At 64.9% G+C, this 26594-nt stretch carries 24 protein-coding genes; 5 read left to right on the top strand and 19 right to left on the bottom strand.

What is annotated here, in order from left to right:
- Positions 1 to 33 precede the first annotated feature (33 nt).
- Complete coding sequence (locus ACQY39_RS15325) at positions 34 to 1344, top strand: O-acetylhomoserine aminocarboxypropyltransferase (protein ID WP_428507631.1); 1311 nt, start codon at positions 34 to 36, stop codon at positions 1342 to 1344.
- A gap of 24 nt (positions 1345 to 1368) precedes the next feature.
- Complete coding sequence (locus ACQY39_RS15320) at positions 1369 to 2187, top strand: alpha/beta fold hydrolase (protein WP_428507629.1); 819 nt, start codon at positions 1369 to 1371, stop codon at positions 2185 to 2187.
- 9 nt (positions 2188 to 2196) lie between these two features.
- On the opposite strand, the gene ACQY39_RS15315 is transcribed toward ACQY39_RS15320, so the two are convergent.
- The 6 genes from ACQY39_RS15315 to kbl form a co-directional block, all read right to left on the bottom strand.
- Positions 2197 to 2862, bottom strand: a complete 666-nt coding sequence (locus tag ACQY39_RS15315; protein ID WP_428510838.1) for an ABC transporter ATP-binding protein — start codon at positions 2860 to 2862, stop codon at positions 2197 to 2199.
- A 28-nt stretch (positions 2863 to 2890) separates the two neighbouring features.
- Entirely contained in the window at positions 2891 to 4165 is a 1275-nt protein-coding gene (locus tag ACQY39_RS15310; RefSeq protein WP_428507627.1) for an ABC transporter permease, read from the bottom strand.
- Positions 4166 to 4186: 21 nt separating this feature from the next.
- On the bottom strand, positions 4187 to 5479 hold the full coding sequence (locus ACQY39_RS15305) for an efflux RND transporter periplasmic adaptor subunit (protein ID WP_428507625.1): 1293 nt from the start codon (positions 5477 to 5479) through the stop codon (positions 4187 to 4189).
- Between the two features lie 19 nt (positions 5480 to 5498).
- A complete protein-coding gene (locus tag ACQY39_RS15300) occupies positions 5499 to 6320 on the bottom strand; it encodes a MipA/OmpV family protein (protein WP_428507623.1) in 822 nt (273 codons plus the stop codon).
- Between the two features lie 157 nt (positions 6321 to 6477).
- Positions 6478 to 7428, bottom strand: coding sequence for an NAD-dependent epimerase/dehydratase family protein (locus ACQY39_RS15295; protein ID WP_428507621.1), 951 nt, complete (start codon positions 7426 to 7428; stop codon positions 6478 to 6480).
- 34 nt (positions 7429 to 7462) lie between these two features.
- Entirely contained in the window at positions 7463 to 8668 is a 1206-nt protein-coding gene (kbl, locus tag ACQY39_RS15290; RefSeq protein ID WP_428507619.1) for a glycine C-acetyltransferase, read from the bottom strand.
- A 141-nt stretch (positions 8669 to 8809) separates the two neighbouring features.
- Here kbl and ACQY39_RS15285 point away from each other — a divergent pair, with 141 nt between their 5' ends.
- Positions 8810 to 9406 (top strand): helix-turn-helix domain-containing protein, encoded by a 597-nt coding sequence (locus tag ACQY39_RS15285; protein WP_428507617.1) that lies wholly within the window; start codon positions 8810 to 8812, stop codon positions 9404 to 9406.
- A 6-nt stretch (positions 9407 to 9412) separates the two neighbouring features.
- On the opposite strand, the gene ACQY39_RS15280 is transcribed toward ACQY39_RS15285, so the two are convergent.
- Positions 9413 to 10657 carry a YihY family inner membrane protein gene (locus ACQY39_RS15280; RefSeq protein WP_428507615.1) on the bottom strand — a complete coding sequence of 415 codons (1245 nt, stop codon included), beginning with the start codon at positions 10655 to 10657 and terminating at the stop codon, positions 9413 to 9415.
- A gap of 18 nt (positions 10658 to 10675) precedes the next feature.
- Here ACQY39_RS15280 and ACQY39_RS15275 point away from each other — a divergent pair, with 18 nt between their 5' ends.
- Positions 10676 to 11230 carry a DUF2069 domain-containing protein gene (locus tag ACQY39_RS15275; RefSeq protein ID WP_428507613.1) on the top strand — a complete coding sequence of 185 codons (555 nt, stop codon included), beginning with the start codon at positions 10676 to 10678 and terminating at the stop codon, positions 11228 to 11230.
- 28 nt (positions 11231 to 11258) lie between these two features.
- Positions 11259 to 12680: an FAD-binding oxidoreductase gene (locus tag ACQY39_RS15270; RefSeq protein ID WP_428507611.1), complete on the top strand. Its 1422-nt coding sequence runs from the start codon at positions 11259 to 11261 to the stop codon at positions 12678 to 12680.
- 96 nt (positions 12681 to 12776) lie between these two features.
- On the opposite strand, the gene ACQY39_RS15265 is transcribed toward ACQY39_RS15270, so the two are convergent.
- From ACQY39_RS15265 to nuoH, 12 genes are all read right to left on the bottom strand, one after another.
- Complete coding sequence (locus ACQY39_RS15265; protein ID WP_428507609.1) at positions 12777 to 15992, bottom strand: efflux RND transporter permease subunit; 3216 nt, start codon at positions 15990 to 15992, stop codon at positions 12777 to 12779.
- A 3-nt stretch (positions 15993 to 15995) separates the two neighbouring features.
- Positions 15996 to 17174, bottom strand: coding sequence for an efflux RND transporter periplasmic adaptor subunit (locus tag ACQY39_RS15260; protein ID WP_428507607.1), 1179 nt, complete (start codon positions 17172 to 17174; stop codon positions 15996 to 15998).
- Positions 17175 to 17343: 169 nt separating this feature from the next.
- On the bottom strand, positions 17344 to 17883 hold the full coding sequence (locus ACQY39_RS15255; protein ID WP_428507605.1) for a DUF1178 family protein: 540 nt from the start codon (positions 17881 to 17883) through the stop codon (positions 17344 to 17346).
- A 45-nt stretch (positions 17884 to 17928) separates the two neighbouring features.
- Entirely contained in the window at positions 17929 to 18561 is a 633-nt protein-coding gene (locus ACQY39_RS15250) for an NUDIX domain-containing protein (RefSeq protein WP_428507603.1), read from the bottom strand.
- Positions 18521 to 18829 carry a DUF2818 family protein gene (locus ACQY39_RS15245; RefSeq protein ID WP_263517304.1) on the bottom strand — a complete coding sequence of 103 codons (309 nt, stop codon included), beginning with the start codon at positions 18827 to 18829 and terminating at the stop codon, positions 18521 to 18523. Before ACQY39_RS15245 ends, ACQY39_RS15250 begins: the two co-directional genes overlap by 41 nt.
- A 21-nt stretch (positions 18830 to 18850) precedes the next feature.
- A complete protein-coding gene (nuoN, locus tag ACQY39_RS15240; RefSeq protein WP_428507601.1) occupies positions 18851 to 20332 on the bottom strand; it encodes an NADH-quinone oxidoreductase subunit NuoN in 1482 nt (493 codons plus the stop codon).
- 19 nt (positions 20333 to 20351) lie between these two features.
- Positions 20352 to 21830: an NADH-quinone oxidoreductase subunit M gene (locus ACQY39_RS15235; RefSeq protein ID WP_428507599.1), complete on the bottom strand. Its 1479-nt coding sequence runs from the start codon at positions 21828 to 21830 to the stop codon at positions 20352 to 20354.
- Positions 21831 to 21849: 19 nt separating this feature from the next.
- The gene (nuoL, locus tag ACQY39_RS15230; RefSeq protein WP_428507597.1) at positions 21850 to 23901 is read right to left on the bottom strand and encodes an NADH-quinone oxidoreductase subunit L; all 2052 of its coding nucleotides are present in this window, start codon (positions 23899 to 23901) and stop codon (positions 21850 to 21852) included.
- Positions 23902 to 23907: 6 nt separating this feature from the next.
- Complete coding sequence (gene nuoK, locus ACQY39_RS15225) at positions 23908 to 24216, bottom strand: NADH-quinone oxidoreductase subunit NuoK (RefSeq protein ID WP_428510836.1); 309 nt, start codon at positions 24214 to 24216, stop codon at positions 23908 to 23910.
- Positions 24216 to 24869, bottom strand: a complete 654-nt coding sequence (locus ACQY39_RS15220) for an NADH-quinone oxidoreductase subunit J (protein WP_263517308.1) — start codon at positions 24867 to 24869, stop codon at positions 24216 to 24218. The genes nuoK and ACQY39_RS15220 overlap by 1 nt, the downstream gene beginning before the upstream one ends.
- A 156-nt stretch (positions 24870 to 25025) precedes the next feature.
- A complete protein-coding gene (gene nuoI / locus ACQY39_RS15215) occupies positions 25026 to 25511 on the bottom strand; it encodes an NADH-quinone oxidoreductase subunit NuoI (RefSeq protein WP_263517309.1) in 486 nt (161 codons plus the stop codon).
- Between the two features lie 14 nt (positions 25512 to 25525).
- Positions 25526 to 26584: an NADH-quinone oxidoreductase subunit NuoH gene (gene nuoH / locus ACQY39_RS15210; protein WP_428507594.1), complete on the bottom strand. Its 1059-nt coding sequence runs from the start codon at positions 26582 to 26584 to the stop codon at positions 25526 to 25528.
- Positions 26585 to 26594: the final 10 nt, after the last annotated feature.

Below are 26594 nucleotides of genomic sequence, written 5' to 3'. Positions count from 1 at the left end.
ACAATCCGCGCATTCAACATCACGAAAGTCCATATGTCCGGTTACAGCGACCCTGGCTTTGACACCCTGGCCTTGCATGCCGGCGCCGCCCCCGATCCCGCCACCGGCGCGCGCGTCACCCCCCTGCATCTGAGCACCTCCTTTGTGTTCGAGACCAGCGAGCACGCCGCCTCGCTCTTCAATATGGAGCGCGCCGGCCATGTCTACAGCCGCATCTCCAACCCGACCACGGCCGTGTTCGAAGAGCGCATGGCCGCGCTGGAAGGCGGGGTCGGTGCCATCGCCACGGCCAGCGGGCAAGCGGCCCTGCATCTGGCCATCGCCACCATCGCCGCGGCCGGCTCGCACATCGTCGCCTCCAGCGCGCTCTACGGCGGCTCGCACAATCTGCTGCACTACACCCTGGCCCGCTTCGGCATCAGCACCACCTTTGTGAAGCCGGGCGATCTGGACGGATGGCGCGCCGCCATCCGGCCCGAGACCAAGCTGCTGTTCGGCGAGACCCTGGGCAACCCGGGCATGGACGTGCTGGACATCCCGGCCGTCGCGGCCATCGCCCACGAGGCCGGCCTGCCGCTGCTGGTGGACGCGACCCTGAGCACGCCCTATCTGCAGCGGCCCATCGCCCAGGGCGCCGACCTGGTCATGCACTCGGCCACCAAATTCCTGTCCGGCCACGGCACTGTGGTCGGTGGCGTGCTGATCGACAGCGGCCGCTTCGACTGGCTGGCCGCGTTTGATCGCAGCGGTGGCCGCCGCTTTGCGGAGCTCTGCGAGCCCTATGCCGGCTTCCACGGCATGGTGTTCAGCGAGGAGAGCAGCACCGGCGCCTTCCTGCTGCGCGCACGCCGCGAGGGTCTGCGCGACTTCGGCGCCTGCATGAGCCCGCACACCGCCTGGCTGATCCTGCAAGGCATCGAGACCCTGTCCCTGCGCATGGAACGCCATGTGCAGAACGCCAGTCGCATTGCAGAGTTACTGGCCACCCAACCCCAGGTCAGCCGCGTCGGCTACCCCGGCCTGGCCAGCCACGCCGACCATGGCCTGGCCCAGCAGCTGCTGCCGCGCGGCTGCGGCTCGGTCTTCAGCTTCGATCTGCAAGGCAGCCGCGAGCAAGGCCGGCGCTTCATCGAGGCGCTCAAGATCTTCTCCCACCTGGCCAATGTCGGCGACTGCCGCTCGCTGGTGATCCACCCGGCCAGCACCACCCATTTCCGCATGGACGATGCGGCCCTGGCCCAGGCCGGCATCACGCCCGGCACCATCCGCCTGTCCATCGGCCTGGAAGACGCCGAGGATTTGATCGCCGACTTGAAGCGCGCGCTCAAGATCGCCGCCCGCTGAAGCGAAGCCACCGAGACCCACACCATGCTCTTCAACGTCCACGAACAACCGACCTACGCCTACACCGGCGGCAAGCCCTTTGACCCCGCCCTGCCCTGCGTGGTCTTCATCCACGGTGCCCTCAACGACCACAGCGTCTGGACCCTGCTGGCGCGCTGGTGCGCCCACCATGGCCATGCAGTGCTGGCCGTCGACCTGCCCGGCCATGGCCGCAACCGCGCGCAAGCGCCGCTGGCCGATGTGCCGGCCATGGCCGATTGGTTGCTGGCCTTGATGCAGTCCGCGGGCTTGAGCCACCCCGCCGCACTGGTCGGGCACAGCATGGGCTCGTTGATCGCGCTCGAGGCCGCCGCGCGCTCGCCCGAGCAGGTCAGCCGTCTGGTGCTGGTGGGCACGGCCTACCCGATGAAGGTCTCGCCCGCCCTGCTGGAAACCGCCCGCACCGCGCCCGAGCAAGCCATTGCCATGGTCAACACTTTCTCTTTCGCCAGCTGGGCCAGCAAGCCCGGCTACCCGGGCCCCGGCAGCTGGCTGCAAGGGGCCGAGCTGGCGCTCAAAAGCCGAATCCAGAACGGGCAGACAGCAATCAATTTGTTCGAGCACGACTTCCGGGTCTGCGACAGCTATGCCGGCGGCTTGGAGGCTGCGGCCCGGGTGCGCTGCCCGGCGCATTTCATCCTCGGCGAACAGGACCAGATGACGGCGCCCAAGCAGGCACAAGCCCTGATCGAGGCCCTGAAAGCCCAGGTGCCCACCGCCGTGCACACACTGCCGGCCGGCCATTCGATGATGGCAGAGGCGCCCGACGCGATGCTGGCGGCCCTGCGCCAGGCGCTGCGCTAAAGCCGCTGCTCAGCCGCGCTGGATCATGCCGTCCACCACCAGGATGGTGCGGTCGCAGCGCTGGGCCAGCTCGGGGTTGTGGGTCACGAAGAGCACGGCCGTGCCCTGCTCGCGGTTGACCCGGCGCAGCAGCTCGAACACCGCATCGGCGCTCTTGGTGTCAAGGTTGCCGGTCGGTTCGTCGGCCAGCAGCAAGGCCGGCTTCATGGCCAGGGCTCGGGCCACGGCCACGCGCTGCTGCTGGCCGCCGCTGAGCTTGTTGGCCAGGTTGTCGCGCCAGGGCGTGAGCCCCACCTGATCGATCAGCTCGGCCGCCCTCGCCGCCATGGCCGCATCGGGCCGGCCCTTGGCGCCGAGCAGAGGCAGCATCACGTTCTCCAGCGCGGTGAAGGCGCTGATCAGGTGGTGGTACTGGAACACAAAGCCGATGTTGTGGCCGCGCAGCCGGGTCAGCGCATGGTCGTCCAGGCCCACGGTGTTCTCGCCGCAGATGCTCAGCTCGCCACTGCTGGGCCGGTCCAACAGGCCAACGATATTGAGCAGCGTGCTCTTGCCCGAGCCGCTGGGGCCCATGACGGCGCAAAACTCACCGCGGTTCAAGTCCAGGTCAATGCCGTGCAAAACCTCGCTGGCGAATGGCGTGCCGGGGTTGAAGACCTTGCGCACCCCGCGCATGGTCACCACAGCGCTGCGATCGGCGCCCTCAGCCACGGATGGCCACCACGGGGTCAAGTCTTGCCGCACGCAGGGCCGGCGCAAACGCTGACAGCAAACCGGTGATGCTGGCCAAAAGCAAGGCCAGGGCAAACAGCTGCGGGTCCAGGCTGAGCGCGAACAGCGGCGTGCCGTCGGCATTGCGCGCAAAGCGCTGCCAGGCCAGCAAGGCCGCTGCGCCGATGGCGCAACCGATCAGCGCGCCACCTAGACCCAGCAGGCCCCCTTGCAGCAAGAAGACACGCAGGATCTGCCCACGCGAAATGCCCATGGCCCGCAAGATGCCAATCTCGCGCGACTTCTGCACCACCACGACCACCAGCACGCTGGCAATGCCGAAGGCGACCGAAAGGCCGACGAAAAAGCGGATGGCTGTGTTGGCTGTCGACTGGGCGCTGACGGCCGAAAAGAACTGGGCGCTGGCCTTGATCCAGCTGTCCGCCTGCACGCCGGTTTCCGCGGCGATGCGCTGAGCCAGGCGCTCGGCGGCATAGACATCTTCGACCGTCACATCGAGGCTGCTGACGCCGCCGGGCAGGCCCAGCAGGCTTTGCGCCGTGCGCAGCGGCACAAAAGTGCTGCGCTGGTTGGCGCCCTTGTTGCCGAGGTCGAAGATGCCGGCGATCTTGAAAGTGCTGAGGCTGGGTGCGGCGCCCGGATTGGCAGCATTGCTGGTGCTCAGGCGCAGCTTGTCGCCGACATCGAGGCCCAGGTCGGCGGCCAGCTCACTGCCAATCAAGATGTCGCCGCTGCCCAGCTGGGCCGTACCACGCAGTATCTTGTCGCTGAGATCGACGATGCGGTAGTAGAGCGCCGGCTCGATACCGGTGATGGACACCGCACGGCTGGCACTGCCGCGCAGCACCAGGGCCGAGCCGCTGACCTGAGGACTGACCACCCGCACGCCCGGCATGGCCTGCACCTGCCGAGCCACAGCCTGCCACTGGTCGATGGACTTGAGGCGCTGCAGCGGCGGCTGGACGATGGCGCCGACCACGGCGCCGGGCTGGCCGTCGGGGCCAAGCTCGCGCTCACCGCGCAGCTCGCGCGTGAATTGCTGCGGCGGCAGCAGCTGGATGTGAGCCTGGGCCGAGAGCACGCGGCGGATGAAATTGCCCTGCAAACCGGCCAGCAAGGCCGACATGAAGACGATCACGCCCACACCGATGGCCACGCCGGTCATGATGAACAGGGTCTGCAGCCGCCCTTCGCGCAGAAAGCGCAGGGCGACGATCCACTCAAAGGGCTGCCAGGACTTGAGCATGGTCAGAGGGCTCGCCCGGCTTCAGCGGCTGGCGGGCGAGGACGCAGCTGCTGTCGGGCTAGCCAACACCGGCCGCACCCGTTCACCGGCATTCAGGCCGGCTGAATCGGCGGCCGCGGCTTGCAGCACCACATCGCCCTCGGCCAAGCCTTCGAGCACCTCGACCCAGCCACCGCTTCGCAGGCCCAGCCGGAGCTCCCGGCGCTGCAAGCCCTCGCGGGCATCGACGCGCCAGACCCAGGGCTTCTGCCCCGGCGCTTCATGCAGCTGCGCCAGACCCAGCAGCAAGGCCCGCTGACGCCGGCCCACCTCAACGTCGGCCGAGACCGTCATGTCCTGGCGCAGATAGGCCGGCGGCGCATCGACCGCCAGGCGCACCTCGACCGCGCCGGTCTGGGCATTGACCCCCGGGTTGATGTAGGCCACGCGCGCGGCGAAACGCTGCTCGGGGTAAGCGTCGGCCGAGGCCAGGGCCGGCTGGCCCAGCTGCAGCAGGCGCAGGTTCTTCTCGTCGATGGACAGCACCAGCTCGGTCCGCCCCTGGGGCGAGAGCGTCATCAGCAAACGGCCGGCCTGCACCACATCACCGACCTCGACATTGCGCGCAATCAGGGTGCCGGCCACCGGCGCCTGGATGCGGGTGTAGCGGGCCCGCGCCCGAGCCAGATCGGCGGCGGCCTCAGCCTGGCTGAGGGCTGCGCGGGCCAGGGCCAGCTCGCTGCCGGCCGGCTGCAGGCTGCGGGTCTGCGCCTGGTTGGCGCGGGCCTGGGCTTCGGCCAGGCTCAGGCTCTTGCGCGCCTCATCCAGGGCCGCCGCGCCGATGAAACCTTGTTGATGGAGCTGCTCACTGCGCTGCAGCTGGGCACGCGCCAGATCGAGCGTGGCTTGCGCCTGGCGCAGCTGCTGCTCGCTGACCGGCAGCTGCACCTCGCCCAGGCGGCGCAGGTTCAGCTGCGCCTGCTGCAAGGCCGCCTCTGCTTGGCGCTGCGCGGCGCTGAGTTCGCTGGCCTCCAGCGCCACCAGCAGCTGGCCCTGCGCCACCGTCTGCCCCTGCGCCACCGGCACCTCGCTGACCGTGCCGGTGATCTGCGCCGCCAGGTCCACCCGGTGCGGCGCCTCCACCCGGGCACTGGCCACCACGGTCTGCACAAAATCGCGCCGCTGCACCTGCTCGGCCGGCACGGCCTTGCCGCGCTGGCTTTGCCACAAGCCCCAGGCTGCAGCGATCAGAAGAACGCCGACGCCCCACAAGAGCCAGCGAGGCAAGGTTCGGCGCTGCGGCGCAGCCGGAGTTGAGGCAATCGGTGTGTCCATGGCGTGCGTCAACTCACGCTCAGTTGCGGTAGGCCAGGCCCAGGCTCCAGCTGTAGGAGCTCGGCTTCTGGTTGAGTGGGCTGTCGGCGGCCGAGCCCAGCAAGCGACCCACGCCAAGACTGCTGAAGCACACCCAGTGCTTGCTGACCGAGCGGGTGTAGCTCAAGCCCAAGCCCGCATCGCGAAGGCCGGAACCCGGCGCGTAGCTGCGCCCCAGGCGCTCTGCCGCCGGACCTTCGGGCACGCCGAAATAACTCTGCATGTAGCGGCCATTACCTCCCGAAACGCCCAGGCCCACGTTCAATTCTCCCCCGGCCGAACGGAAGAGCTGCTTGCGCAGATCGGCGTTCCAGACCAGGCCGCCATCCCGGCCGGCCAGATCCTGGCTCAAGCTGCCACCCAGCTGCCAACTCGGGGCCAAGGTGAAGCCCACGAACAGCCGACCACGCAGCGTGCGCTTGACATCGGGCAGGCCCTGGGTGCTTTCGCTGTCGCGGCTGTTGCGACCGCTGTCCACGCGCAAGCCGAAGCCCAGGTTGAAGTTCTCGTTGCGAAACAGCTCGCGGCTGGCACCGGCGCCGCCATCGACGGTTTCGCGGCCGAAACCCATTAGGCCGGAAGAGCCCGAAGTGGCGATGCGCCAGCGGCCCCAACGCACCGCCCACAGCGGCTTGATGTCACCGGCGTATTGGCGCGCACCGAAATACTCGGGGCTGTAGCGATAAGCGGCACCAATCAAGTAGCGCACATCGCTTGATACCGCAGCTTCCAAAGGGGTTTGGGCAAGGCTGAGACCCGGCAGGCCGGCGGCGACCAGCAGCAGCATCTTGGCCCAGGCCAAGGCGGGCGGCGCAGGCCGCGGGCCATGACAAGTCGTATGTTCAGAAACCTGAGAGATGGAGTTCAGCAGCATCAGCGCAGCTTAGCAGCGCTGCGCGGCATTTGTCCGTGCGCTGCGGCTCAGCCGATGCAGATCAAGCCATGCCCATGCGCTGGGCTCAGAGGCCCAGGATAGGCCGCAGCTGGGTCAGCATGTCGGTGGCCATGGCCCGCAAGTCGTACTCCAGCTTCCAGCCCCAGTCGGCCACGGCGGCGCTGTCGTCGATGCGTTGCGGCCAGCTGGCGGCGATGGCCTGGCGGAAGTCCGGCGCGTAATCGATCTGGAAACCAGGCACCTGGCGGGCGATCTCGGCGGCGATCTCGGCCGGGGTGAAGCTGACGCCGGCCAGGTTGTAGCTGCCGCGCTGCTTGATGGCCTCGGCCGGCGCTTCCATCAGCTCGATGGTGGCGCGCAAGGCGTCGGGCATGTACATCATGGGCAAGGCCTGACCCTCTTCCAGGAAGCAGGTGTAGCGGCCGGTCTTGAGCGCCGAGTGGAAGATGTCCACGGCGTAGTCGGTGGTGCCGCCGCCCGGGGGCGTCTTGTAGCTGATCAGGCCGGGGTAGCGCAGGCTGCGCACGTCGACACCATGCTTCTCAAAGTACCACTGGCACCAGCGCTCGCCGGCCAGCTTGGAGATGCCATAGACCGTGGTCGGGTCCATGACCGTGGTCTGGGGCGTGTCCAGGGCCGGGGTGTTGGGGCCGAAGGCGGCGATGGAACTGGGCCAGAAGATGCGGTCCAGCTTCTGGGTGCGGGCCAGCTCCAGCACATTGAGCAGGCCCTTCATATTCAGGTCCCAGGCCCACATCGGGTGCTTCTCGCCGGTGGCGGACAGCGCGGCCGCCAGCAGATAGATCTGGGTGATGCTGTGGCGCTTGACGACGGCGGCGATGGCCGCCGCGTCGGTGGCGTCCAGCATCTCGTGCGTCAGGGCGGGCACGCGGCCTTCAGGCGCCAGGTCGCTGGTGATGACGTTGTCGTTGCCGTGGCGCAGGGCCAGGGCCTGGGCCAGCTCGGTGCCGATCTGGCCGTTGGCGCCGATGATGAGGATCTTGGTGGTGCTCATGGGTCTGGATGCAGTTCGGAGGGGCTTGGAAAAATCAGGCCTTGATCAGGCCCAGCTCGCGGCCGGCCTGGGCAAAGGCGGCGACGGCGCGCTCCAATTGCTCACGCTCATGGCCGGCCGAGACCTGCACACGGATGCGCGCCTGGCCCTTGGGCACCACGGGGAAGAAGAAACCAACGGCATAGACGCCCAGCTCGAGGATGCGGGCACTGAGCTTTTGCGCCATGACCGCGTCGTAGACCATGATGGGCACGATGGGGTGGGTGCCGGGCTTGATCTCGAAACCGGCGGCCTGGATGGCCTCGCGGAAGTAGGCGGTGTTGGCCTCCAGCTTGTCGCGCAGGGCGGTGGAGGCTTCCAGCAGATCCAGCACGGCGATGGACGCGCCGACGATGCTGGGCGCCACGGTGTTGGAGAAAAGATAAGGGCGCGAGCGCTGGCGCAGCAGTTCGATGACTTCCTTGCGGCCCGATGTGAAGCCGCCCGAGGCGCCGCCCAGGGCCTTGCCCAGGGTGCCGGTGATGATGTCGATCTTGCCGAACACACCGCGGTATTCATGCGTGCCGCGGCCGGTCTGGCCCAGGAAGCCGCTGGCATGGCATTCGTCGATGCCCAGCAGCGCGCCGTACTGGTCGCACAGGGCACGGATCTTGTCCAGCTGGGCGATGGTGCCGTCCATGGAGAACACGCCGTCGGTGAAGACCAGGGTGTGGCGGGCGCCGGCGGCCTTGGCCGCTTCCAGCTGGGCTTGCAGATCGGCCAGATCGTTGTGCTTGTAGCGGAAGCGTTTGGCCTTGCACAGGCGGATGCCGTCGATGATGGAAGCGTGGTTCAGCTCGTCGCTGATGATGGCGTCTTGCTCGCCGAGCAGAGGCTCGAACAAGCCGCCGTTGGCATCAAAGGCCGCTGCGTAGAGGATGGTGTCTTCGGTGCCCAGGAACTTGGCCAGACGCTGTTCCAGGGTCTTGTGCAGGTCTTGCGTGCCGCAGATGAAGCGCACCGAAGACAGGCCGTAGCCGTGGCTGCGCAGGGCTTCATGCGCGGCTTCGATCACAGCAGGGTGCGAGGACAGGCCCAGGTAGTTGTTGGCGCAGAGGTTGATGACTTCGCGGCCATCGTTGGTGTGCACCAGCGAGCCCTGCGGGCCGGTGATGACACGCTCGTTCTTGTAGAGGCCGGCCTCGCGGATGCCCGCCAATTCATTGCGAATGTGGGCGTAGAAGTCTTCGCTGCTGGCCATGAGGGTCTCCTGGGTGTGGCTTGAAGTTGCGCGCGGATGCTTGCCAATTTGGGCTTGGTGCACAATCCGTTAAATTGAACACAGTTCGATATATCGAACTGTCGTGCAGTATCTGGGATTTCCTTTTTGGGGTCAAGCATCATGTCCGTGCCGAGTTTGGATCATCTGGAACCACCCAAGGTCGGTGCCACCTTGCAAGCCCTGAGGCAAAGCCAGGGCTTGTCGCTGGACGAACTGTCGCGCCGCGCCGGGGTGAGTAAATCCATGCTGTCCCAGATCGAGCGCAACCAGGCCAACCCCACAGTCGCGGTCGTCTGGCGCCTGGCCAATGCGCTGCGGGTGGAGTTGTCCGAGCTGCTCGGCGGCGAACGCGCCGCGGCGCCGGCCATTGAAACCGTGGCCGCCCATGCCACACCCAGCATGAGCAGCCCCGACGGCCTGTGCCAGCTGCGCATCCTGGGCCCCATCGACCTGGCCGGGCAGTTCGAGTGGTACGAACTGACGGTGCAGCCCGGTGGCGCACTGGAATCAGCCGCCCACGAACCCGGCTCGCGCGAACACCTGAGCGTGCTCAGCGGCAGCTTGCGCGTGGAGGCTGGCGGCAGCACCCGGACTTTGAATGCAGGTGAAACTGCACGTTATGCGGTGGACGGCCCGCATGCCATTCGCCACCTCAGCGCCGCGGGCCAAGCCCAGGCCGAGCCGGCCGTGGCCTTGCTCGTCGTGCTGCACCCCTGAAGCGCGTCAGCGCGGCTCGGTGTCGAGCAGCTCGGCCAGACTGACCCGCTCCCAGCCGCTGCCCGACCAGAGCGGCGCCAGCACGGCGCTGCGCACGGCCAGTGTGGCTTGCAGCAAGGCCTGAGCGGGGGTCTGTTCGGGCAGGCACAGCAGCACCAGGCGCTGGGCGCCGGCTTCGTCGAGACGCCCCAACCAGTTCAGATCGAGCAACTGATCGAGCACCGGCTCCAGCTGCAGCGGGTCCACGCGCAGGCGGCGCGCCAAGCTCAAACTCGTCAGCCCACCCTCACCGCGCGCCTGGCTGTCGCGCAACTCGCGCAGCACACACAGACACAGCTCCAGCGCCAGGCCCGGCGCTTCCGGCCGGCGCAGCATGCCGCTGCCCAGGCTCGGCGCATTGGCCGCCAGCAAGGCCCCCAGCAGCACGATCACCCAGCCCAGATACAGCCAGACCAGAAAGATCGGCACCGTGGCGAATGCGCCATAGAGCGTGGAAAACGTCGGCACCTGTTTGAGATACCAGGCCAGACCGGCCTTGGCCAGAATGAAGCCGACGGTGACGAAGACGCCGCCGAGCAAGGCATGGCGCCAGCGCACATCGGTGTTGGGCACGTAATGAAACAGCGCAGCCATACCGAAGGACAGGAACAGGAACTGCACCATGCTGAAGAGCAGGGACAGGGACACCGGCATGGTGCTGACCAGCTCATGGCCGGTGGTGATGGCATAGCTGGTCAGGGCCAGGCTGCCGCCGAGCAAGAGCGGGCCGAGCGTGACCGCGGCCCAGTAGACCAGCACGCGCTGGGCAATCGGCCGCGGTCGCTGGACGCGCCAGATCTGGTTCAAGGTGCGATCGATGGTCAGCATCAGGGCCAGGGCCGAGAGTCCCAGGGCGATCAGGCCGACGGCGCCGAGCCGGCTGGCCTTGGAGGCAAACTGGGTCAGAGCAGCAAGCACCGGGCGGGCGATGCTGTCCGGAATCAAGCTCTTCAGAAAGTACTTCTCCAGCGCCACCTGGAAGGAAGCGAACATGGGAAAGGCGGTGAACAAGGCCAGCATCACCGTCAGCAGCGGCACCAGGGAAATCAGGGTGGTGAAGGTCAAACTGCCGGCGGTCAGGCCGAGGCGGCCCTCGCGAAAACGCTCGCGCAGGCTGCGCACGGTCAGTCGCCAGGGCCAGTTTTGCAGGGAGATCAGGAACTGGTCGAGGGTCGGCCTCTGGACCAGGGGGTCGGAGCTGGGATTTCGCATGCTGGCTATGATGCCAGCATGTCCCTGCCCCCCTCCTCTCAGGCAAGCGCGAACCCTGCGCCAACGCCCCTTGCCTCGCACCCCGCCCCCCTGAGCCCGGCCGAACAGCGCCGGGCCGAAAGAGCAGCGAAAGCGGCCGCACGCGCCGCCAAGGCAGCCGCCCGCGCTGCGGCTCGCGAAGCCCCGCCACCGCCGCCTACCGCCCGCACCCAAGCGAGCCGGGATGAAGCGCTGTCGCGCAATCTCGCCCTGGGCGGCCTGATCGCCCTCTTCCTGCTGTGTCTGAGCTGGGAGTTGTGGCTGGCCCCGACCGGCCGCGGCACCTTGGCCATCAAGGCCCTGCCCTTGCTGCTGCCCATGGTGGGCTTGTGGCGCTACCGCCTCTACACCTTCCGCTGGCTCAGCCTGATGGTCTGGCTGTATTTCGCCGAAGGCGCCGTGCGCGCCACCAGCGAAAGCGGCCCGGCCATGTGGCTGGCCACGGCCGAGGTGCTGCTCAGCGTGCTGATCTTTGTGGCCTGCGCGCTGCAAGTGCGCCAGCGCCTGGCGGCCGCCAAGGCGGAACGCGGTTAAGGGCGGCTGAACAAGCTGCGGTACAGCCATGAGCTCGCCCTTGCCTCACGACGAGTTGCTGAACGCCTTGCAGCAGTTGCTGGGCGATGTCGGCCTCTTGCGCGACGGTGATCTGTCCGCCTACGAGCAAGACTGGCGCCGCCGCTATGCCGGCCGCGCCCTGGCCGTGGCGCGGCCGAGCAGCACCGAGCAGGTCGCTGGCGTGGTCAAGCTGTGCGCGGCACATGGCGTGAGCCTGGTTCCGCAAGGCGGCAACACCGGCCTGGTCGGCGGCTCCACGCCCGACGCCAGCGGCACACAAATCGTTCTGAGCCTGAGCCGAATGAACCGCGTGCGCAGCCTCGACGCTGCCAACCTCACCCTGACCGTGGAGGCCGGCGCCGTCCTGCAATCCGTGCAAGCGGCCGCGGCAGCGCAGGAGCTGCTCTTCCCCTTGAGCCTGGCAGCCGAAGGCAGCTGCAGCATCGGCGGCAACCTCGCCAGCAATGCCGGGGGCACGCAGGTCCTGCGTTATGGCAACGCCCGCGAACTCTGCCTGGGCCTGGAAGTGGTGACGGCCCAGGGCGAGATCTGGGACGGCCTCTCGGGCCTGCGCAAGGACAACACCGGCTACGACTTGCGCGATCTCTTCATTGGCAGCGAGGGCACGCTGGGCATCATCACGGCGGCCACGCTCAAGCTCTTCCCCAAGCCGGTGGCGCAGATGACCGCCCTGGCTGCCTGCGAGAGCCTGGATCAGGCCGTGCAGCTGCTGAGCCTGGCGCGGGCCCGCGCGGGCTCGGGCCTGACCGGCTTTGAAGTGATGAACCAGTTCTCGCTGGACCTGGTGCGCCAGCATTTCCCCCAGCTGCAGCAGCCCCTGGCGCCCTGCCCCTGGACGGTGCTGCTGGAAATTTCGGACAGTGAGAGCGAGGCCCATGCGCGCGGGCTGTTCGAAGGCTTGCTGGAGGCCGCCCTGGAAGGCGAGTTGATCAGCGACGCGGCCGTGGCCGAGAGCCTGCCGCAATCACGGGCGCTCTGGCACTTGCGTGAATCCATCCCCTTGGCCCAAGCCGAGGAAGGCCTGAACATCAAGCACGACATCGCCCTGTCCGTCTCGGCCATCCCGGCCTTTGTCAGCGGCACCGATGCCGCCCTGGCCCAGGCCTACCCCGGCATCCGCATGGTGGATTTCGGCCACCTGGGTGACGGCAATCTGCACTACAACGTGCAAGCGCCCGAAGGCCAGCCGGCCGCCGAGTTTCTGCGCGAGCACGAGAAGGCCATCAATGCCATCGTCTACGACGCGGTCGTCGCCCACGGCGGCTCCATCTCGGCCGAGCACGGCATTGGGCAGCTCAAGCGCGAGGAACTGGTCGCCCGCAAGAGCCCTGTCGCCATCGGCCTGATGCGCGCGATCAAGCAGGCGCTGGACCCGCAGGGGGTTTTGAATCCGGGGCGCTTGCTCTGAGCCCATCTTCACTGCTTTGCTTTCCCACCCCCCAAAGAAAAGGCCTCCACCAGGGAGGCCTTTTTCATGGTTTGAACCGGGGTCAGTTGGGCAAGCTCAATCGGCACCTTGCGGGAGGGCCGTGCCGCGACGCCCCGTCGCCAGTTGGACCAGCTTAAGAACCATGCGGAACACAAAGCGCAGCAGGGTCAACGTCAGCAAGGCCTCGACAAAGGTCATCACGAAAGCAAACAGGCCGTTCCAGCGATCCATGCGGCGACGGAACTTGGCGATCATGCGGTCGCGGGCGATCTCGATGCTGTCGTAGAAGGTCGGGATCACCAGCAGCGTCAGCAAGGTCGAGGTGATGGTGCCGCCGATGATGGCCACAGCCATGGGGCGGTAGAACTCGCTGCCCTCGCCCAGACCGATGGCCACCGGCAACATGCCGGCGATCAGGGCCAGGGTGGTCATCAGGATGGGGCGCAGGCGCTTGCGGCCGGCCATCATCAAGGCCTCTTCCCGCTCCATGCCTTCACGCTCCAGCTGGCGCGCCGCATCGAGCAAAAGGATGGCGTTCTTGGCCACCAGGCCCATCAGCATGATGACGCCGATGAAGCTCATCAGGTTCAGCGTGCTCTTGCTCATCAAGAGGGCCAGCACCACACCGATCAGGGACAGCGGCAGCGACATCATCACCGGCAGCGGCGCGGTGAAGGAGCCGAACTGCATGACCAGCACCAGATACATCAGGCCGATGCCGGAGATCAGGGCGATGCCCATTTCGGTGAAGACCACATCCTGCTCGCGCGAGTCGCCTTCCAACTCCAGGCTGTAGCCGGGCGGGAAGTTGATGGACTTGGCCAGCTTGAGCGCGTCAGCTGTGACCTCACCGGGCGAGCGCCCCTGCACATTGGCGGCCACGGCGATGGTGCGCTTGCCGTCGGCATGGTTGATTTTGGACGGCCCCTTGCCCATGGTCACGGTGGCGATCTGCTCCAGCGGCACCATGGCGTTGCTGCCGCTCACAGCAATCGGCAGGCGCTCGATATTGCCGGCGTCCACCCGGTCATTGGGGTGCAGACGCACGGCCACATCACGCGTCTCGCCGGAAGGGTCGACCCAGTCACCGACTTCCACACCAGCAAAGGCCACGCGCAGGGCCTGCGCCGCATCGTTGACCGAGATGCCCAGGGAGTTGGCAAGGCCGCGGTTCAGCTCGATCTGCAGCTCGTCCTGCGGATCCTGCTCGGACAGGCCCACATCGACCGCGCCCTTGACATTGCGCAGCTTGGCCATGAACTCGTTGGTGATGTCCAGCAGCTTGCGGGAATCGACGCCGGTGAAGCGGATCTGCACCGGCTTGCGGCCACCACCGTTGAGGTTGTCAGACACCGCATACTCGGCGCCCACCAGGCGCTTGAGCTTCTCGCGCAGCTCATTGGCCACTTCGTTGGCAGAGCGCTTGCGGTTCTTGGCCTTGCCGATGTCCACATAAATGCGGCCACCGTTGACGTTGACATTGCTATTGGTGGCGACCGTCTCGGGCATCTCGCGTGCCAGCTTGGCTGCAGCTTCCAATTTGAGTTTCGAATACTCCAGGCTGCTGCTCGCAGGTGTGCGCACTTCCACAGCCACCATGCCGTTGTCGGTCACCGGCAGGAAACTGGAACCGCCGAACTTCCAATGCAGGGCCATGGCGCCCACCAAGCTGGCCACGGCAAATGCCGCCATCCATTTGCGGTGGTGCAAGGCCCAGGCGATCACCTGGCCATAACGTTCGGTCTGATGGTCAAACCATTCATTGAAACGCACCAGGGCGCGACCGAGCGCATTCCTCGGCAGGTCCTGATGATTCGGTGGGTCGCCCCAATAGGCCGACAGCATGGGGTCGAGGGTGAAGGAGATGAACAAACTCACCATCACCGAGGCCACCACGGTCAGCGCGAACGGGCGGAACCACTCACCGGACACGCCAGGCATGAAGGCCACGGGCACGAAGACCGCCACGATGGCGAAGGTGGTGGCAGCCACGGCCAGACCGATCTCGGCCGTACCCTCCAGGGCGGCGGTGCGACGGTCGGAGCCGCGCTCCAAGTGGCGCACGATGTTCTCTCGCACCACGATGGCGTCGTCGATCAGCACCCCGATGGCCAGAGACAGGCCCAGCAAGCTCATGAAATTGAGCGTGAAGCCGCAGAGCCAGACGGCGATGAAGGCCGCGATCACCGAGGTCGGCAGCGACAGCGCCGTGATCAGGGTGGAGCGCCAAGAGTTCAGGAAGACATAGACCACGAAGATGGTCAGGCCAGCACCCAGCACCAAAGACTCGATGACGTTGTTCAGGCTGTTCTGCGCGTCTTTGCCGCCGTCCTGGGTCACTTCCAGTTTGGCGCCTTCGGGCAGGGTCTTGTTGATCTCATCGACCAGGCTGCGAATCTTGTTGGCCGTGGTGACGGTGGAGGCGTCGCGCGAACGGGTGATGGCCAGGCCCACATTGGGGTTGCCATTGCGCAGGCTCTGGCGGGTCAGCTCGCCATAACCGTCTTCGATACTCGCGACCTGGGACAGGCGCACAAGCTCGGTGCCGCGGCGCTTGACCACGATTTGCTGAAACTCGGCGGGCGACTCCAGCCGGCCGAGCAAACGGATGCTCTGGTCTTCCAGCGTACCGCGCACCTTGCCCACAGGGGCAGTGCCATTCTGGTTACGCAGCGCGGCCACCACCTCGGTGACGGAGACATTGTTCTCGCGCAGCTTCTCGGCATGGAGCAGCACGCTGAGCTCGCGCTTGAGCGCACCGTTGACGAAGACCACGGCCACGCCGGGTACGGCACGGAACTTGTCGGCCAGCTGGTCCTCGGCGATGCGCGAGATCTCGGCGTGGCTGTGTTTGCTGCTGGACAAGGCCAGCTGCATGATGGGCTCGGCGGCGGGGTCTTCCCGCTCCAGCACCGGTTCGCGGATCTCGGTCGGCAGCTTGTAGCGCACCGTGCCGATAGCGTTGCGGACCTCATCCGAGGCCTCGATCATGTTCTTGTTGAAGTTGAAGATCAGCACGATCTGGGCAAAGCCCTCGGCGGCCGTGGCGCGCACACGCTGCACGCCCGAGATGCTTTGCAGCGACTTCTCGATGCGGTTCACCACCTCGCGCTCCACCGTCTCGGGCGAGGCGCCGGGGTAGGCGATGGAGACCACCAGCACCGGCTCCTGCACATCCGGGATCTGGTTGACGCGCAGCTTTTTCAGGGCCAGCAGGCCCATGCACATCAGCGCGATGATGATGACGATCGTGGCGATCGGCTTCTTGATACTGAAATCGGAAAGAAACATGGCTTACTTCCCTGCGCTGGCTTGGGCAACGCCCGAGGCCGCTGGCGCTGCGGCCACGGCGATCTCCACCTTCTGTCCGTCCACCAGATTGGAGCCGGGGCTGCGCAAGACTTGCTCGCCGACGGCGAGGCCGCTGCGGACCACGAACTCGCCGCGTCGCGCGTCGCGATCGCCCAACTCGATGGCGACCTTCTTGAGCACGCCGCCCTTGACCCGCCAGGCATGGACCAGGTCACCCGAGCGCTGCAGCGAGGCCTCGGGCAACATCAGCGTGCTGACACTGCCGGACTCAACCCGGCCCTCGGCATAGAGCCCTGCCACCTGCGGTGCTTTGCCGGGCGCAAAGTCGACCAGCACTTCAAGCTGGCGGGTGGTGGCATTGGCGGCCGCATCGACGCGGCGCACCTTGCCGGTGAACTCGCCATTGGCGAATCCATTGACGCGGAAGTTGACCGTTTGGCCAGGCTTGAGCTCTTGCATCCGGTCGGCCGACACCAGGCCCTCGAAACGCATGCTGCGCGGGTCCATCACCTTGACCAGCTCCTTGCCGACTTGCGCGGTGTCACCGGCCGAGACCTTGCGCTCGCTGACGACGCCGTCGAAGGGCGCGCGCACCTCGGTGCGTTGCAACTGCTGGCGGGCCTGTACCAGGCGGGCCTTGGCCGCGACCAGGTCGTTCTGGGCATTGTTGCGGCGCAGTTCCGAGTCCTCCAGCGCCTGCAGCGAGCTCATGCCCTGGGCCTGCAGGGTCTTGAGCCGTTGCATCTGGCGTTCAGCCTGCTCAAAGGACTGCGCCGACACGCGCGCCGCTTCTTCGGCCGAAGCCAGGGAGTCGCGGATCGAGGTGTCATCCAGACGCACCAACAGGTCGCCACGGCGCACGCTCTCGCCGTTTTCCTTGAGCACTTGCAAGACCACGGCCGAGACTTCGGCACGCAGATCGGCGCGCTTCTCGGGCTGGATGGAGCCGGTGATGACGGGGCCGAAAGCAAAGGACGCCAAGCTCATGGTGCGCAAATCTTCTGGCGCGACCAGCAGGGAGCTGACCGCCGCACTGGCGGCCTTGCCCGGCGCAGCGGCACCTGCGGCGCCCTCGCGCTTGCCGCAGGCGGTGAGGGCCAGGGCGGCACTCAGCAGCAAACTCAGAGAAACGGAAGGGGCAAGGCGGGACGAACGCGTCATCGGATCAACTCCGGTTGGAAGGGGCGGAAATTCAGCCATGCACAGCATGGCGAGCCGGCGGGCAAAGGCCACGCAGCTTAAGTGAGCGGCGTCTTCGGGGCCAGAGGTCATGGAGCCGATTGGTGCTTCGGACTTACCCTTAAGTCCGGCGGCGCATGGGCGCAGAGCCTCAGTGCAGCGGGTCGTTCAATCCAGGGATGTCGGGCAGCGGCAAAACCGCGATGCCTTCCTCCAGCAAGGCTTCGCTCTCGGCGCGGCTGGTCTGACCGCGAATGCTGCGCGCCTCGGTTTCGCCGTAGTGGATGCGACGCGCTTCCTCGGCAAACCGAGGTCCAACGTTCTCGCTCTTGGCCGCCATCTGGCGCAGGGCTTGGAACATCTGAGCCTGCATTGCCATCTGGGCGGATGTGGGGTCAGGTCTTGCCTCGGCATCGCTGTGACTCCGATCCTGGTCTGCTTGTTCCACCAAGGTGCGGTCGCGCAGCGCAAGCTCATTCGGCCGCGTGGGTACGCCAGTACCGGCACCACGATCACGGCGCAAATGGGACACATTGAGACGTGGCGCACTGGGCAAGCGCCGCACCTCGGCATTCCCGCATACCGGGCAAGTGATCAAGCCACCGGCCTGCTGGCTTTCGAAGTCGGACGCGGAACCAAACCAGGCTTCGAAACCATGGTCACAGGCACAAGAGAGATTCAGAACAAGCATGGCCGATGGTACGCGCTGGGCAACGCCCTGCCCCGATGTCTGGTTTCAGGCCGCGCTGGCCACCCAAGGCAAGGCCCAATCGCCGGCGCGCCAGCGCTGCAACCAGAGCAGGCCGATCAAGGTCTTGGCATCGGTGATGCGGCCGTCGCGGCACATGGCGTCGAGCTCGTCCGGCGGCAGGGACAGCAACTCGATGAATTCCCCTTCATCGAGCTGGCGGGTGCCGGCACGTAGCCCACGGGCAAAGAAGATCTCGATGCCTTCGTCCGAGTAGCCGATGGCGTTGTGCAGGACTCCGGCATGGGCCCACTCACTGGCGTGATAGCCCGTCTCTTCGAGCAACTCACGCTGCGCGCAGCGCAGCGGCGCCTCGCCGGCGTCGAGCTTGCCGGCTGGGAACTCGAGCATGACCCGACCCATCGGGAAACGGAACTGGCGCTCAAGCAACAGGCGCCCATCGTCCAGCAAGGGCACGATCATCACCGCGCCGGGATGGCGGATGTACTCCCGACTGGCCTGCCCACCATCGGGCAGGCGCACGATGTCGCGCTGGATCTGCAGAAAATTGCCAGAGAAAACGCGCTCAGAGGACAGACAGTCTTCGCGCAAATGGGCGTCGTCGCCCGCGACGCCAGCCTCAGGACTCATGGCGATGGCGGCGCAGATAGCACCAGACAAAGCCGGGGAAGCCCAGAGTCACAAAGAGGCAGAAACCGGCCGCATAAAACTCCCAGCCCTGAGGCTGCCGCTGACCCAGCCGGGACTCGAGCAGGAAACCGAGCCCGAGCGTCAGCAGCGCCATCAGCACCAGCTCCAACAGGCGCCAAGCCACCGGCTTGGGATTGCGGCGAGGGCCGACCAGCAAGACACGCTTGCTGATGTAGGGCAGATTGGCGGCCAGCACGGCCGCCAGCAAGACCAGCCAGACGGCTGCGCTCTGATCCATGGAATCGAACCGCTCGGAGGGTCAGGTGGCCAAGGTCTTGACGATGGCCGTCGCGCACCAGGCCATCAGGCCGCCGGGCAACAGACCGAAGACCAGCACGGCCGCGCCGTTCAAGGACAGAACCAGGCGCACATCGGCCGGCGCAGCCAGCGGCGCGCGATCGGTGGGCTCATCGAAGAACATAACCTTGACGACGCGCAGGTAGTAGAACGCACCGATGAGGGACACCACGACAGCAGCAATGGCCAAGCCCAAGTAGAACGGAACATTGGTCGACACCAGGGCCTGCAAGACCGACAGCTTGGCGTAGAAACCTGCCGTGGGCGGCACACCGGCCAGAGAGAACATGAAGATCGCCATCACGGCCGCAAACCAAGGGCTGCGTTTGGCCAAACCAGCCAGATCCTTGATCTCTTCCGCCTCATGACCGGCACGCGACAGCAGCAAGATCATGCCGAAGCTGCCCAAGGTGGTCAGCACATAGGTCACGGCATAGAACATGGCCGAGCTGTAGGCATTGGCGGCCGACAAGGTGTTGTTGTTCACCACACCCGAGGCCAGGCCCAGCAGCATGAAGCCCATCTGTGCGATGGTCGAGTAGGCCAGCATGCGCTTCAGATTGCTCTGCGCGATGGCCGCCAGATTGCCCACCAGCAGGGACATCACGGACAGCACGATCAGCATTTGCTGCCAGTCCACGGCCAGGCCAATCATGCCTTCCACCAGCAAGCGCACAGTGATGGCAAAAGCGGCCAGCTTGGGCGCGGCACCGATCAGCAAAGTGACGGCAGTCGGCGAGCCTTGGTAGACATCGGGCACCCACATATGGAAAGGTGCGGCGCCGAGCTTGAATGCCAGGCCAGCGGTCACAAACACCACGCCGAAGACCAGAACCGACTTGTTGGGCACACCGGTCGAGATCACTTCGAAGACACGGGGAATGCTCAGCGAACCAGTGGCGCCATACATCATGGACAGGCCATAGAGCAGGAAGCCGCTGGCCAAGGCGCCGAGTACAAAGTACTTCATTGCCGCTTCGGTCGACACCGCGTGGTCACGGCGCAGGGCAACCAGGGCGTAGAGCGACAAGCTCATCAGCTCCAGGCCCAGGTAAATGACCAGGAAGTTGTTGGCCGAGAGCATGACGAACACACCCAGCAAGGAGAACAGGCTCAGGGTGAAGAGCTCGCCCTTGAGCATTTCGCGCGAAGCCGCGTAGGGGCGTGCATAGACCAGCACGACGATGGTGGCGATGCTGGCAAAGAAACCCAGCAAATGACCCATGGGGTCGGACACCACCATGCCCTGCATGGCGTACAGGGTCTGGCCTTCACTGAAGGCGCTGAAGTGCGCGCAGGCCACAGCGACCAGGGTCAGTTGTGTCAGCCAGTAGGTCGGGCGACGCGCCGGGTCCTTGACGTACAGGTCCGCCAGAGCCACCACGCAGGCCATGGCCAGCAAAATGATTTCGGGATAAACCGCGAGCCAGTTCATATTGTTCATGTCTTGTTGGCCCTAAGAATCAACCGGGGATCAGCTTGGACGTTGCCACATGCTTGAGCAACTCAGCCACCGACACCTGCATCACATCGGTGAAGGGCTTGGGGTACACGCCCATCCACAGCACGGCGATGGCCAGCACCGCCAGCATCAGGAATTCACGGGCGTTGATGTCCTTGAGATTGCGCACATCGTCGTTGGTCACGGCACCAAAGTAGACGCGCTTGTACATCCACAAGGTGTAGGCCGCACCGAAGATCAGGGCCGTGGCGGCAATCGCGCCGAGCCAGAAGTCGTAGCGCACGGTGCCCAGGATCACCATCCATTCACCGACGAAACCGGCGGTGGCAGGCAGGCCGCAATTGGCCATGGCGAAGAACAGGGCGAAGGCCGCAAACTTGGGCATGGTGTTGACCACGCCGCCGTAGCTGGCGATCTCACGCGAGTGGACACGGTCGTAGAGCACGCCGATGGACAGGAACATCGCACCCGACACAAAGCCGTGCGAGATCATCTGCACCAGACCGCCCTGCACGCCCAGGTCGTTGAAGATGAAGAAGCCCAGGGTCACGAAACCCATGTGGGCGATGGACGAGTAGGCCACCAGCTTCTTCATGTCCTGCTGCACCAGGGCCACCAGGCCGATGTAGACCACGCCGATCAGGGACATGGCGATGATCAGCCAGGACCACTGATGGGCCGCATCCGGCACGATAGGCAAGGAGAAGCGCAGGAAGCCGTAGCAACCCAGCTTCAGCATGATGGCGGCCAGCACCACCGAACCGCCGGTGGGCGCTTCCACGTGGGCGTCCGGCAGCCAGGTGTGCACCGGCCACATCGGCACCTTGACCGAGAAGGCGGCCAGGAAGGCGAAGAACAGCAAGGTCTGCGTGCCACCGGCCAGGGGCAGCTTGTGCCAGGTCAGGATGTCGAAGCTGCCACCGGACTGGAAGTACAGGTAGAGCAGCGCGATCAGCATCAAGAGCGAACCGGCCAGGGTGTAGAGGAAGAACTTGAAGGCCGCGTACACGCGACGCGGACCGCCCCAGACACCGATGATGATGTACATCGGGATCAGCGTGGCCTCGAAGAACACGTAGAACAGCATGCCGTCGAGGGCCGAGAACACGCCGATCATCAGGCCCGACAGGATCAGGAATGCGCCCATGTACTGGTTGACGCGCGATTCGATCACTTCCCAGGCGGCCAGCACCACGATGACGGTGATGAAGGCCGTCAGCGGCACGAACCACATGGAGATGCCGTCCAGGCCCAGGTGGTAGCGGATGTTGAAACGCTCGATCCAAGGCTGGTTCTCGACGAACTGCATCGCAGCCGTGCTGTTGTCGAAACCGCTGATCAGCGGCAGCGTCACGGCAAAGCAGGCCAGCGCGGCCAGCAGGGCCAACCAACGCACGGTTTTCGCCTGGTCGTCACGGCCCAGGGCCAGCAGCACGGCGCCGCAGGCGATGGGCAGGAAAATGGCAAGACTTAGCAACATTGTTGTTCTCCGCCCTCAATCACAGACCGGTCAAGGTCTTGAGTTGGGGCCACATATAGGGCCACAGCTGCCAGGTCATCAGGCCGATCACGCCCAGGATCATCACCAGCGCATACCAGTACAGGTGACCGGTTTGGACGCGACGCACCAGACCAGCGATACCGCCAACCGCATGCGCCGAGCCGTTGATCAGCACGCCGTCGATCAAGGCGCCGTCACCAGCCTTCCAGAACACCAGACCCAGGCCGCGCGCAGCCTTGGCCAGGATGTTCTCGTTGATCCAGTCCATGAAGTACTTGTTCTCCATGACCACGATCAGCGGACGCAGCACACGAGCCAAGGTCGCCGGCACGGCTGGCCAAACCATGTAGAACAGGTAAGCCGTCACCACACCGCCCAGAGCCAGCCAGAAAGGCAGCGTCTGCAGGCCATGCACAGCCATGGCGGCGGCACCGTGGAACTCATGCCCCAGTTTGGTCATGGCATGGTGGACCTGGTGGTTGATGAAGATGGCGTCCTTGAAGAACTCACCATGCAGCATGGGCGCAATCGTGAAATAGCCGATCAACACCGACGGTACGGCCAACAGCACCAGAGGCAGGGTCACGACCCAAGGCGACTCGTGCGGCACATGAGGCTCATGGTGACCGTGGTCGTCATGATGGTCATGCTCGCCCGGGAAAGGCTTGTGACGGAAGTTCTCCTTGCCATGGAAGACCAGGAAGTACATGCGGAAGGAATAGAAGGCCGTGACGAATACGCCGATGATGACGGCGTAATAGGCCCATTGCGCCGCCGGCAAATGGCTGGCGTGCACCGCTTCGATGATGGAATCCTTGGAATAGAAGCCCGAGAAGAACGGCGTGCCGATCAAGGCCAAGGAGCCCAGCAGCGACGTGATCCAGGTGATCTTCATGTACTTGCGCAGGCCGCCCATATTGCGGATGTCCTGATCATGGTGCATGCCGATGATGACCGAACCGGCGCCGAGGAACAGCAAGGCCTTGAAGAAGGCGTGGGTCATCAGATGGAACACCGCCACCGAGTAGGCCGAGGCACCGAGGGCCACGGTCATGTAACCGAGCTGCGACAGGGTCGAGTAGGCGACCACGCGCTTGATGTCGTTCTGAATGATGCCCAGGAAACCCATGAACAGCGCCGTGATGGCACCGATCACCAGGATGAAGTTCAGCGCGGTGTCCGAGAGCTCGAACAGCGGGCTCATGCGAGCGACCATGAAGATGCCGGCCGTCACCATGGTGGCGGCGTGGATCAGAGCGGAGATCGGGGTCGGGCCTTCCATCGAGTCCGGCAGCCACACATGCAGCGGGAACTGGGCCGACTTGCCCATGGCACCGATGAACAAGCAGATGCAAGCCACGCTGAGCATCATCCAGTCCGAGCCCCAGAGCGGCGCATTGAACTTGACCTGAGCCAGCTCGCCAGCCTTGGCGAAGGTCTCGGTGTAGTTCAGCGAACCACCGTAAGCCACCAGCAGACCGATGCCCAAGATGAAGCCGAAGTCACCGACGCGGTTGACCAGGAAGGCCTTCATGTTCGCGAAGATCGCCGTCGGCTTCGTATACCAGAATCCGATCAGCAAGTAGGACACCAGGCCCACCGCTTCCCAACCGAAGAACAGCTGCAGCATGTTGTTGCTCATGACGAGCATCAACATCGAGAAGGTGAACAGCGAGATGTAGCTGAAGAAGCGCTGGTAGCCTGGGTCTTCTTCCATGTAGCCAATGGTGTAGATGTGCACCATCAGCGACACAAAGGTCACCACGCACATCATCATGGCGGTCAGGCCATCGACCAGGAAGCCGACTTCCATCTTCAGGCCGCCGACCACCATCCATTCATAAATGGTCTGGTTGAAACGCGCGCCATCATTGATGACGGACTCCAGCGTCATCGCCGACAGGATGAAGGCGATCAGCACCCCGAGGATGGTGACCGTGTGGGCGCCCTTGCGGCCCACTTGCTTGCCGAACAGGCCGGCCACGACAGCGCCGACCAGCGGTGCCAGCGGCACCGCCAGCAAGAGGTTCTGAGAGAGTTGTGCAGACATTGTTCTTCAGCCCTTCAGCGCGTCGAGCTCTTCGACATTGATGGACGCCCGGTTGCGGAACAGCACGACCAGAATGGCCAAGCCAATGGCCGACTCAGCGGCCGCCACGGTCAGGATGAAGAACACGAACACCTGGCCTGCCATATCGCCCAGATAGTGCGAGAAGGCCACGAAGTTCAGATTCACCGCCAGCAACATCAGCTCGATCGCCATCAGCAGCACGATCAGGTTCTTGCGATTCAGGAAGATGCCCACCACCGAGATGGCGAACAAGACCGCCCCCAAGGTCAGGAAATGGCCCAAGGTCAAGCTCATCATGCTTTGGCTCCTGTGTCGGCAGCGGCGGCGTCTGCAGGCGCAGCGGCGGGCAGTTCCACCGTGGGCGCCATCTTGACGATGCGCAGACGGTCGGCCTTCTTGACCTTGACCTGCTCGGAAGCGTCCTGGCTGCGGGAATCCTTGCGGCGACGCAGGGTCAGCGCGATGGCGGCAATGATGGCCACCAGCAGCAAGACGGCCGCAATCTGCAAGGGATAAAGGTACTGGGTGTAGATCGCAATGCCCAGCAGCTTGGTATTGCCCAGCTGCATGGCGGCCGGCGACAACTCAGGCGCATCGGTCAGGCGGAAGCCGCCCATCAAGATAGCTGCCATCTCCAGCGCGATCAGCGCGCCGACCAGGCCGGCCATGGGCATGTGCTTCCAGAAACCCTCGCGCACGTGGTCGGAGTTGATGTCCAACATCATCACCACGAACAGGAATAGCACCATCACAGCGCCGATATAGACCAGCACCAAGGTGATGGCCAGGAATTCCGCCTTCAGCAGCATCCAGATGCACGAAGCATTGAAGAAAGCCAGGATCAAGAACAGGGCCGAATGCACGGTGCTGCGCGCCGTGATCACACGGAACGACGCACCCAGCAGCACGGCCGAGAAGATGTAGAAGAGAGCAGTGGTGATTTCCATAGCGTTCCAGCAGTACTTAACTCTTGTCCAATCGAGTCGCTCGCCGGGCCGCCTTGAAACAAGTTCAGGGCGACTCGAGCAGAGGTGTACGGCGGCGTTGGCCGGCGGACCTCTGCGTCCCCTCGGGGGACCGGCCGAGTACTCTCGGACGAGGGGTCAACGGTACTTTGCGTCGGCCTCCTTCTGGGCTGCGATCTCGGGTTCATAGCGATCACCCACAGCCAGGAGCATGTCCTTGGTGAAGTAGAGGTCGCCGCGCTTTTCACCGTGGTACTCGAAAATGCTGGTCTCCACGATCGAGTCGACCGGGCAGCTCTCTTCGCAAAAGCCGCAGAAGATGCACTTGGTCAGGTCGATGTCATAGCGCGTGGTTCGGCGGGAGCCGTCATCGCGCACATCAGACTCGATGGTGATGGCCATCGCCGGGCAAACGGCTTCGCACAGCTTGCAAGCAATGCAGCGCTCCTCGCCGTTCTCATAACGGCGCAGGGCATGCAAACCGCGGAAACGCGGCGACAGCGGAGTTTTCTCTTCCGGAAACTGCACGGTGATCGTGCGAGAGAGGAAATGGCGGCCGGTCAGGGCCAAGCCCTTGAACAGCTCGATGAGCATGAAGCTCTTGACGAAGTTCACTGCAGACATGGGAGGACCTCAGCTCACTTCCAGATGTTGTACGGCGACTGGATCCAGAGGCCGACGACGACCAACCAGACCAGGGTCACAGGAATGAAGATCTTCCAGCCCAGACGCATGATCTGGTCATAACGGAAGCGCGGGAAGCTGGCACGAACCCAAAGGAACATGGTGACGACGCAGAAGGTCTTCAGACCCAGCCAGATCCAGCCCGGGATGAAGTCCAGCGCAGCCACCGGCGCAAGCCAGCCACCGAGGAACAAGATCACCGTCAGGATCGAGACCAGCCACATATTGGCGTACTCAGCCAGGAAGAACATGGCGAAGGACATGCCCGAGTACTCGACCATATGGCCGGCCACGATCTCCGACTCGCCTTCCACTACGTCAAAGGGGTGGCGATTGGTTTCGGCAAGGCCGGAGATGAAGTACACGCCAAAGATCGGCAGCAGAGGCAGCCAGTTCCAGGACAGCAGGCCCAGGCCCATGTCGGCGAACTGACCTCGGCCCTGGCTGAGCACGATCTCGCTCATGTTCAGGCTACCGGTCACCATCAGCACGATCACCAGGGCGAAGCCCATGGGGATCTCATAACTGACCATCTGAGCCGAAGCACGCAGTGCACCCAGGAAGGCGTACTTGGAGTTCGAAGCCCAGCCGGCAATGATCACGCCGTAGACCTCGAGCGAGGTGATCGCCATCAGGAACAACAGGCCGGCATTGATATTGGCCAGCGCCACATCGGGGCCGAAGGGGATCACCACCCAGGCCGCCAAGGCCGGCATGATGGTCATGATCGGGCCCAGGAAGAACAGGCCTTTGTTGGCCGCCGTCGGGACGATGATTTCCTTGAAGATCAGCTTGACCGCATCGGCTATGGGGGTCAGCAGACCGTAGGGGCCAACACGGTTCGGGCCCGGACGGATCTGCGTCCAGCCGATGGCCTTGCGTTCCCACAAGGTCAGGTAGGCCACACAAATCATCAGCGGAGCGACCAGCACGATGATCTTGATCAGATTCCAGACCACGGGCCAGGCACCGCCCAGCAGGCTAGCGCCAGTTTGGTAGAGGGTGTCAATCATTGCTGTTCTC

This window comes from Roseateles sp. (assembly GCF_965262435.1).
Taxonomy (GTDB): Bacteria; Pseudomonadota; Gammaproteobacteria; order Burkholderiales; family Burkholderiaceae_C; genus Paucibacter_A.
The sequence above is the reverse complement of the archived record's forward strand: the minus strand, read 5'-3'. Positions and strand labels throughout refer to the sequence as shown.

What these genes read in the sequence shown, in the direction of transcription:
- nuoL (WP_428507597.1), bottom strand. Translation starts at nt 23,901, where the DNA reads ATGTCTGCACAACTCTCTCAGAACCTCTTGCTGGCGGTGCCGCTGGCA.
- ACQY39_RS15325 (WP_428507631.1), top strand. Translation starts at nt 34, where the DNA reads ATGTCCGGTTACAGCGACCCTGGCTTTGACACCCTGGCCTTGCATGCC.
- nuoH (WP_428507594.1), bottom strand. Translation starts at nt 26,584, where the DNA reads ATGATTGACACCCTCTACCAAACTGGCGCTAGCCTGCTGGGCGGTGCC.
- ACQY39_RS15280 (WP_428507615.1), bottom strand. Translation starts at nt 10,657, where the DNA reads ATGCGAAATCCCAGCTCCGACCCCCTGGTCCAGAGGCCGACCCTCGAC.
- ACQY39_RS15315 (WP_428510838.1), bottom strand. Translation starts at nt 2,862, where the DNA reads ATGCGCGGGGTGCGCAAGGTCTTCAACCCCGGCACGCCATTCGCCAGC.
- ACQY39_RS15305 (WP_428507625.1), bottom strand. Translation starts at nt 5,479, where the DNA reads ATGGACACACCGATTGCCTCAACTCCGGCTGCGCCGCAGCGCCGAACC.
- ACQY39_RS15260 (WP_428507607.1), bottom strand. Translation starts at nt 17,174, where the DNA reads ATGACGCGTTCGTCCCGCCTTGCCCCTTCCGTTTCTCTGAGTTTGCTG.
- ACQY39_RS15285 (WP_428507617.1), top strand. Translation starts at nt 8,810, where the DNA reads ATGTCCGTGCCGAGTTTGGATCATCTGGAACCACCCAAGGTCGGTGCC.
- ACQY39_RS15310 (WP_428507627.1), bottom strand. Translation starts at nt 4,165, where the DNA reads ATGCTCAAGTCCTGGCAGCCCTTTGAGTGGATCGTCGCCCTGCGCTTT.
- nuoI (WP_263517309.1), bottom strand. Translation starts at nt 25,511, where the DNA reads ATGTCTGCAGTGAACTTCGTCAAGAGCTTCATGCTCATCGAGCTGTTC.
- nuoK (WP_428510836.1), bottom strand. Translation starts at nt 24,216, where the DNA reads ATGAGCTTGACCTTGGGCCATTTCCTGACCTTGGGGGCGGTCTTGTTC.
- ACQY39_RS15265 (WP_428507609.1), bottom strand. Translation starts at nt 15,992, where the DNA reads ATGTTTCTTTCCGATTTCAGTATCAAGAAGCCGATCGCCACGATCGTC.
- ACQY39_RS15220 (WP_263517308.1), bottom strand. Translation starts at nt 24,869, where the DNA reads ATGGAAATCACCACTGCTCTCTTCTACATCTTCTCGGCCGTGCTGCTG.
- kbl (WP_428507619.1), bottom strand. Translation starts at nt 8,668, where the DNA reads ATGGCCAGCAGCGAAGACTTCTACGCCCACATTCGCAATGAATTGGCG.
- nuoN (WP_428507601.1), bottom strand. Translation starts at nt 20,332, where the DNA reads ATGAACAATATGAACTGGCTCGCGGTTTATCCCGAAATCATTTTGCTG.
- ACQY39_RS15295 (WP_428507621.1), bottom strand. Translation starts at nt 7,428, where the DNA reads ATGAGCACCACCAAGATCCTCATCATCGGCGCCAACGGCCAGATCGGC.
- ACQY39_RS15275 (WP_428507613.1), top strand. Translation starts at nt 10,676, where the DNA reads ATGTCCCTGCCCCCCTCCTCTCAGGCAAGCGCGAACCCTGCGCCAACG.
- ACQY39_RS15235 (WP_428507599.1), bottom strand. Translation starts at nt 21,830, where the DNA reads ATGTTGCTAAGTCTTGCCATTTTCCTGCCCATCGCCTGCGGCGCCGTG.
- ACQY39_RS15255 (WP_428507605.1), bottom strand. Translation starts at nt 17,883, where the DNA reads ATGCTTGTTCTGAATCTCTCTTGTGCCTGTGACCATGGTTTCGAAGCC.
- ACQY39_RS15270 (WP_428507611.1), top strand. Translation starts at nt 11,259, where the DNA reads ATGAGCTCGCCCTTGCCTCACGACGAGTTGCTGAACGCCTTGCAGCAG.
- ACQY39_RS15245 (WP_263517304.1), bottom strand. Translation starts at nt 18,829, where the DNA reads ATGGATCAGAGCGCAGCCGTCTGGCTGGTCTTGCTGGCGGCCGTGCTG.
- ACQY39_RS15320 (WP_428507629.1), top strand. Translation starts at nt 1,369, where the DNA reads ATGCTCTTCAACGTCCACGAACAACCGACCTACGCCTACACCGGCGGC.